We start from the raw sequence: 6,977 nt of genomic DNA, 5'->3' as shown, positions 1-6,977 counted from the left end.
TAAATTTAAAATAAATTTGTTAGTTTTATTTTATTTCAAAAACATCACCACTGTTAAGTAAATCATCCACATTTTTAAACTTGGAATTTTCTTTTCTTTCAGTGATTTGATTTTCAAGTAATTGTTCATAAGTAGTACTTTTAACAGATCTGATAACACCAAGTGCAAGAGGAAGTTCAGGGGGATGCATCTGTATAAGTTTTAGATGTAACCAAGGAAGATCCATTTGAGCATCATGAACTAGAATGTCATCAATACTAATTCCGTTTTCACCAATTTTAACAGCTTCAAGTGTTAATGTTTTTGTATTAAATATTATTCCTTTTTCTTTTTCTTTTCCAAAAAGCATAGGTTTTCCATCTTCAAGCCATAATTGATTATCGTGTTCATGTTCTTTGGCAGTAACAATAGCGTGAACATCATTGTTAAAAATAACACAATTTTGTAAAATTTCTACAATTGATGTACCTTTATGTTTCTCAGCAGCAAGCATTACATTTTGCATTTTTGACATATTTCTATCAAGTATTCTTGCAAAGAAATCTCCTTGAGCACCCAATGTTAAAATTCCCGGTCTAAATGGTTTTTCAATAGTTCCGTCAGGGGATGTTTTTGTTCTACTACCCTTTGGAGACGTAGGTGAAGCCTGCCCTTTTGTTAGTCCATAAATTTTATTATTGAATAATAAAACATTGATATCAATATTTCTTCTTACAAGATGAATAAAGTGATTACCGCCAATTGCCATTCCATCACCGTCACCGGTAATTTGCCATACACTAAGATTGGGATTAGATAATTTTACACCGGAAGCGATTGGTGCAGCTCTTCCATGAATTCCATGAATTCCGTATGTGTTCATGTAGTATGGAAATCTTGAAGAACAGCCAATTCCTGAAACGATAACAATATCCTCTTTTTTCTTTCCTATTTTAGGTAATATTCCTTGAAGTGAATTTAGTACTGCAAAATCACCACATCCGGGGCACCACTTTACTACTTGGTCGCTAACAAAATCTTTTTTTGTCAACTGTAATTCATCTATTTTTATTTTTTTTTGTTCCATTTTAAATCAATTTTCTTTTTTTGAAATTATAAATATTCAAAATAAATTTAAGCATTTAATATTTGAGTGAATTTTTCTTTTAATTCGGCAACCATAAAAGGCAATCCTTGTATTTTATTAAATTGCTCATATTTAAATTCAGGAATTTCTGATTTTAAATATTTTACAAATTGCCCCATATTTAATTCACAAACAATAATTTTTTTAAATTTACTAAAGACATCTTTTGTATTTTTTGGTAAAGGTTTAATAAAATTAAACTGAGCAAGACCAATAGACATCTTTTCTTCGTTCAATTCCTGAACAGCAGTTAACAATGCACCGTAAGTGCCACCCCAACCTACAACTAATAAATCACCTGATTGTTCTCCTTCTATTTTTTGTTCAGGAATATAATCCGCTACTTTTTGAACTTTATTTTCACGTATTTCTGACATTTTTTGATGGTTCTCAGGGTCGTGAGATACATTTCCTGTAATATCCCATTTTTCAAGACCTCCAATTCTATGTCTTAATCCTTCTTGCCCTGGTAATGCCCATTTTCTTGCGAGAGTTTTTTCATCTCTTTTATAAGGTTGATAATCGCTGTCATTATCTTTTACATAACGTGGCTTTATTTCATCCATTTTTGACATTTCAGGGATTTTTAAAAGCTCAGAACCATTTGAAAGATATCCATCTGTAAGCAAAATAACAGGAGTCATGTGCTCAAGTGCAAGCTTGCATGCCGTATAAGCATAATGAAAACAGTCTGAAGAAGTTGTTCCTGCCATAACAATACATGGGCTTTCTCCATTTCTTCCATACAAAGCTTGCATAAGATCAGCTTGCTCTGTTTTGGTTGGTAAACCTGTTGAAGGTCCTCCTCGTTGAACATTAACAATAACAAGAGGTAACTCAGTAATAACTGCTAATCCAATTGCTTCACTTTTAAGTGCTAATCCTGGTCCTGAGGTTGTTGTAACTGCAAGTGAACCTGTAAAACTAGCTCCAATTGCAGATGTTATTCCTGCAATTTCATCTTCTGCTTGAAAAGTTTTTACACCAAAGTGTTTCATCTTTGATAATTCTTCAAGAATTTGTGAAGCAGGTGTGATAGGATAAGAACCTAAAAATAATTGAAGTTTTGACTTTTCTGCTGCTGCTATTAAGCCCCAAGCTGTTGCTGTATTACCTGTAATATTTCTATATTTTCCCGCCTTTCTTTTTGCAGGTAAAACTTTATAATTTACATCCATTTCTTGCTTTGTCCAAGCAAAATAATAACCTGCTTTTAAAACTTTTTTATTTGACTCAATAAGTTCCGGGCTTTTCTTAAACTTTTGCTCAAAGAATTTTTCAGTTGCATCAAGTTTTTCATTAAACATCCAGTAAAGTATTCCTAAAGCAAACATGTTTTTTGATTTTAAAACTATTTTGCTTTTAAGATTCATATCTTCAAGAGCTTTTTGGGTAAGTGTTGTTATTGGTGCATGCACTACATTGTACCCTACTAAAGTATTGTCATCAAATGGATTATCTTCAAAACCTGCTTTTTTTAAATTTTTCTCAGTAAAATTATCATCATCTATGATGATAGTTCCACCTCTTTTTATCCATTTCAGATTTGCTTTTAAAGCAGCGGGGTTCATAGCTACAAGTACATCGGCTTGATCACCTGAAGTATAAACTTCTTTGTGTCCGATATGTACCTGAAAACCGGAAACACCGGAAACCGTTCCTTGAGGAGCTCGTATTTCGGATGGATAATCAGGAAATGTAGAAATGACATTTCCTGCAAACGCAGAGGTTCCTGAAAACTGTGTGCCTGACAATTGCATGCCATCACCTGAGTCTCCTGCAAACTTAATTACTACCTCATCAACTTCAATTGTTTTTGAATTCTTTGACATTTTAAATAATTTTATGTTGAAATTCTATTTATTAAACTTTTATTTAATGAATTATTAGAGTAACAAAGGAATATAATTTTATTCTTTAAATGTAATAAAAAATTATATTTTTTTAACAAATTTCATTGTTTTGCTTAACAACACATTTTATTAGATGTTTTAATAATTATTTTTCAAAATTGATTTTTCCGAATACAATTTAATTTTTTTTTTTTAAATTGCGAACTCATTTAAATTAGCATAACATTGATAAAAATAAATATTTTATGAATAGAGAAAAAAAATTTATAACATGTGACGGGAATTATGCTGCTTCATATATGGCTTATATGTTTAGTGAAGTAGCGGCAATTTATCCAATTACACCATCATCAAATATGGCAGAATATATTGATGAATGGTCTGCCAATGGCAGAAAAAATATTTTTGGTGAAACAGTGAAAGTTTCGGAAATGCAATCTGAGGGAGGAGCATCAGGTGCGGTACATGGTTCTTTACAAGCAGGAGCCCTTACCAGTACTTTTACAGCCTCTCAAGGACTTTTGTTGATGATACCGAATATGTACAAAATTGCCGGAGAATTATTACCCGGAGTATTTCATGTATCAGCAAGAAGCGTTGCTTCTCATGCACTTTCAATTTTTGGTGATCATTCCGATATTTATGCTACTCGTCAAACAGGTTTTGCTTTGCTTTCAAGTGGTAGTATTCAGCAAATTATTGACCTTGCAGGTGTTGCTCATCTTGCATCAATAAAATCAAGAATTCCTTTTGTTCATTTCTTTGACGGCTTTAGGTCATCTCACGAAATTCAAAAAGTAGAAATTCCTACTACTGATGAAATGTCAAAACTTTTAGATTGGAATGCTTTACAAAAATACAGAGACAATGCATTAAATCCTGAACATCCTGTTACTCGTGGTACTGCTCAAAATCCTGACATTTATTTCCAAGCAAAAGAATCTGTTAATAGATTTTATGAACCTATTGCCGATATTGTTGAGGACTACATGCAAGAAATAACAAAACTTACTGGCAGAGAATATCACCCGTTTACTTATTATGGTGCAAAAGATGCTGACAGAATTATTATTGCAATGACAACAGTTACAGAAACTGCAAAAGAAGCTATTGACCATCTTAATGCAAATGGCGAAAAAGTTGGACTTATAACTTGCCACCTCTATCGTCCTTTCTCAGAAAAATATTTCTTTAAGGTATTTCCAAAAACAGCAAAGAAAATTGCAGTACTTGACAGAACAAAAGAGCCTGGTGCAATGGGCGAACCTCTTTATTTAGATATAAGAAACTTATTTTATGAAAAAGATGACAAACCGATTATTGTTGGTGGACGCTATGGATTAAGTTCAAAAGATACTATACCTGAACAAGTAATTGCTGTATTTGAAAATCTTAAACAAGATAAACCAAGAGATCAATTTACTGTTGGTATTAACGATGATGTAACGTTTACATCTTTACCAATAAATACAAAAGAAAAAATTAAATTTGAAGGAACTTTTGAAGCAAAATTTTATGGACTTGGTGCAGACGGAACAGTTGGTGCAAACAAAAACTCCATTAAAATTATTGGAGATAATACCGACAAATTCTGTCAAGGATATTTTTCTTATGATTCAAAAAAATCAGGTGGATTTACTGCTTCCCATTTAAGATTTGGAGATAATGAAATTAGGTCAACTTATCTTGTAAACTCTCCCGATTTTGTAGCTTGTCATGTTCCTGCATATCTCACAAAATATGATATGCTTAAAGGATTAAAAAAAGGAGGAACATTCCTTTTCAATAGTATTTGGGATATTGAGGAAACAAAAGAAAGATTACCCAATAACATAAAAAAATATCTTGCCGAAAATGATATAAAATTCTATATTATTAATGCTACAAAAATTGCCGAAGACATTGGTCTTGGTTCAAGAACAAATACTATTATGCAATCGGCATTTTTTAAAGTTGCTAATGTAATACCTTATGAATTGGCAGTTGAAAAAATGAAAGATGCTATTTTAAAAACTTATGGAATCAAAGGTGATAAAATTGTAAACATGAACTATTCCGCAGTTGACCAAGGAGGTGATATTGTGGAAATTGCCGTTCCTTCGGAATGGAAAGATTTGGAAATAGTAGAAATTGAGAAAGATAAAAATATTCCTGAATTTATTAGGAATGTTGCTGATGTAATTAATGCACAAGAAGGAGATTCACTTCCTGTAAGTACTTTTGTAGGTAGAGAAGATGGTACTTTCCCCGCAGGGACTACAAAATACGAAAAACGAGGTGTTGCTGTTAATGTTCCCGAATGGATTGCTGATAATTGTATTCAGTGTAATCAATGTTCTTATGTTTGTCCTCATGCTGCAATTCGTCCGTTTTTACTAACTGAGGAGGAAGTTAAAAATGCACCTGAGGGAACTCAAACAATAAAAGGTGTTGGAAAACTTAAAGAATATAATTTCAAAATTCAGGTTAGTATTCTTGATTGTGCCGGTTGTGGCTCTTGTGCTGAGGTTTGTCCTTCAAAAGAAAAATCACTGGTTATGAAACCATTAGGAACACAAGAAGAGGAAATCGAACGATGGACTTACATGGATGAAGTTGTTGGATATAAAGATGAAGTTGTACCAAAGGAACAAAATGTTAAAAACAGTCAATTTGCACAACCATTATTTGAATTTTCAGGAGCATGTGCAGGATGTGGTGAAACACCTTACTTAAAAGCTATTACACAACTTTTTGGAGAAAGAATGCTTATTGCAAATGCTACAGGTTGTTCTTCCATTTATGGTGGTTCTGCTCCATCAACACCTTACACTGCAAATTATAAAAGCGGACATGGTGTTGCATGGGCTAATTCATTATTTGAAGACAATGCAGAATACGGCTTTGGAATGGCAATTGGTATTAACCAATTAAGAAACAGAATAGCTATGAAAATGGAAGCAAATTTAGAAGATGTTAATGCTGATACAAAAGTTGCTTTTAATGAGTGGATTGAAGGGAAGGAAGATGCTAAAAAATCTGTTGAAGCTTCTAAAAAATTAATTCCAATTTTAGAAAAAGAAAAGAATGCTATTGCTGATGAGTTTTTAAAACTAAAACAATATTTTATAAAAAAATCAGTATGGGTTGTTGGTGGTGATGGCTGGGCTTATGATATTGGTTTTGGTGGACTTGATCATGTTATTGCATCAGGAGAAGATGTGAATATTATTATTCTTGATACTGAAGTTTATTCAAATACAGGAGGACAGGCTTCAAAATCTACTCCTTACGGATCGGTTGCAAAATTTGCCTCATCAGGTATGAAACAAAGTAAAAAAGACCTTGGTGCAATGGCAATGACTTACGGTGATGTTTATGTTGCAAGTGTTTCAATGGGTGCGAGTCAATCACAATTTTTTAAAGCAATAAAAGAAGCCGAATCATATCACGGACCATCAGTTATAATTGCTTATTCTCCTTGTATAGCTCATGGTATTAAATCAGGAATGAACTCAACACAAGCTGAGGAAAAATTTGCTGTTGATTCAGGATACTGGTTTAATTACAGATACAATCCATTGCTAGAAAAAGAAGGAAAAAATCCTTTTGTTCTTGATTCAAAAGAACCTGATTGGAATAAGTTTCAAGATTTTCTTAATAATGAAGTAAGATATACTTCTCTTATAAAAACGTTCCCTGAAGAAGCTAAAAGATTATTTGCTTTATCAGAAGAAAATGCAAAATGGAAATACGATAAGTATAAACAAATGGCAGACAGGAAATAATTCAAGAGAAATTCTTTTAGAAACACAAAGGCAGTCAATATTTTTTGACTGCCTTTTTTTTTATAATATATTATGGGAGGTTCTTTAAACACCAATTTTCACAGCAAACTTTTCAGCCATAATTAAATCCTAATTTTAGTATTTTCATTATTTTGAAAATTCATTCAAAAATTGTTTATACCTCATAATATCAGGAATATATCCTTATGTGTTATTTTTCTTTCTTAATAT

General features: G+C 32.2%; 3 protein-coding genes. 1 reads left to right on the top strand and 2 read right to left on the bottom strand.

The genetic code is table 11. The annotated features are described in order from the left end of the window. Positions 1-25: 25 nt before the first annotated feature. Positions 26-1,066 carry a 2-oxoacid:ferredoxin oxidoreductase subunit beta gene (locus tag U9R42_14945; protein MEA3497322.1) on the bottom strand — a complete coding sequence of 347 codons (1,041 nt, stop codon included), beginning with the start codon at positions 1,064-1,066 and terminating at the stop codon, positions 26-28. A gap of 47 nt (positions 1,067-1,113) precedes the next feature. After that, complete coding sequence (locus tag U9R42_14940; GenBank protein MEA3497321.1) at positions 1,114-2,958, bottom strand: 2-oxoacid:acceptor oxidoreductase subunit alpha; 1,845 nt, start codon at positions 2,956-2,958, stop codon at positions 1,114-1,116. A 266-nt stretch (positions 2,959-3,224) separates the two neighbouring features. Between U9R42_14940 and nifJ the strand changes: the two genes are divergently transcribed. Continuing rightward, on the top strand, positions 3,225-6,746 hold the full coding sequence (gene nifJ / locus U9R42_14935) for a pyruvate:ferredoxin (flavodoxin) oxidoreductase (GenBank protein MEA3497320.1): 3,522 nt from the start codon (positions 3,225-3,227) through the stop codon (positions 6,744-6,746). The last annotated feature ends 231 nt before the right edge of the window (positions 6,747-6,977 follow it).

This window comes from Bacteroidota bacterium, assembly GCA_034723125.1.
Classification (GTDB): domain Bacteria; phylum Bacteroidota; class Bacteroidia; order CAILMK01; family JAAYUY01; genus JAYEOP01.
Note: the sequence above shows the minus strand (reverse complement) of the source record. Positions and strands in the feature narration are given on the sequence as shown.

Coding starts and splice junctions, on each gene's coding strand:
- U9R42_14945 (MEA3497322.1), bottom strand. CDS start 1,066: ATGGAACAAAAAAAAATAAAAATAGATGAATTACAGTTGACAAAAAAA.
- U9R42_14940 (MEA3497321.1), bottom strand. CDS start 2,958: ATGTCAAAGAATTCAAAAACAATTGAAGTTGATGAGGTAGTAATTAAG.
- nifJ (MEA3497320.1), top strand. CDS start 3,225: ATGAATAGAGAAAAAAAATTTATAACATGTGACGGGAATTATGCTGCT.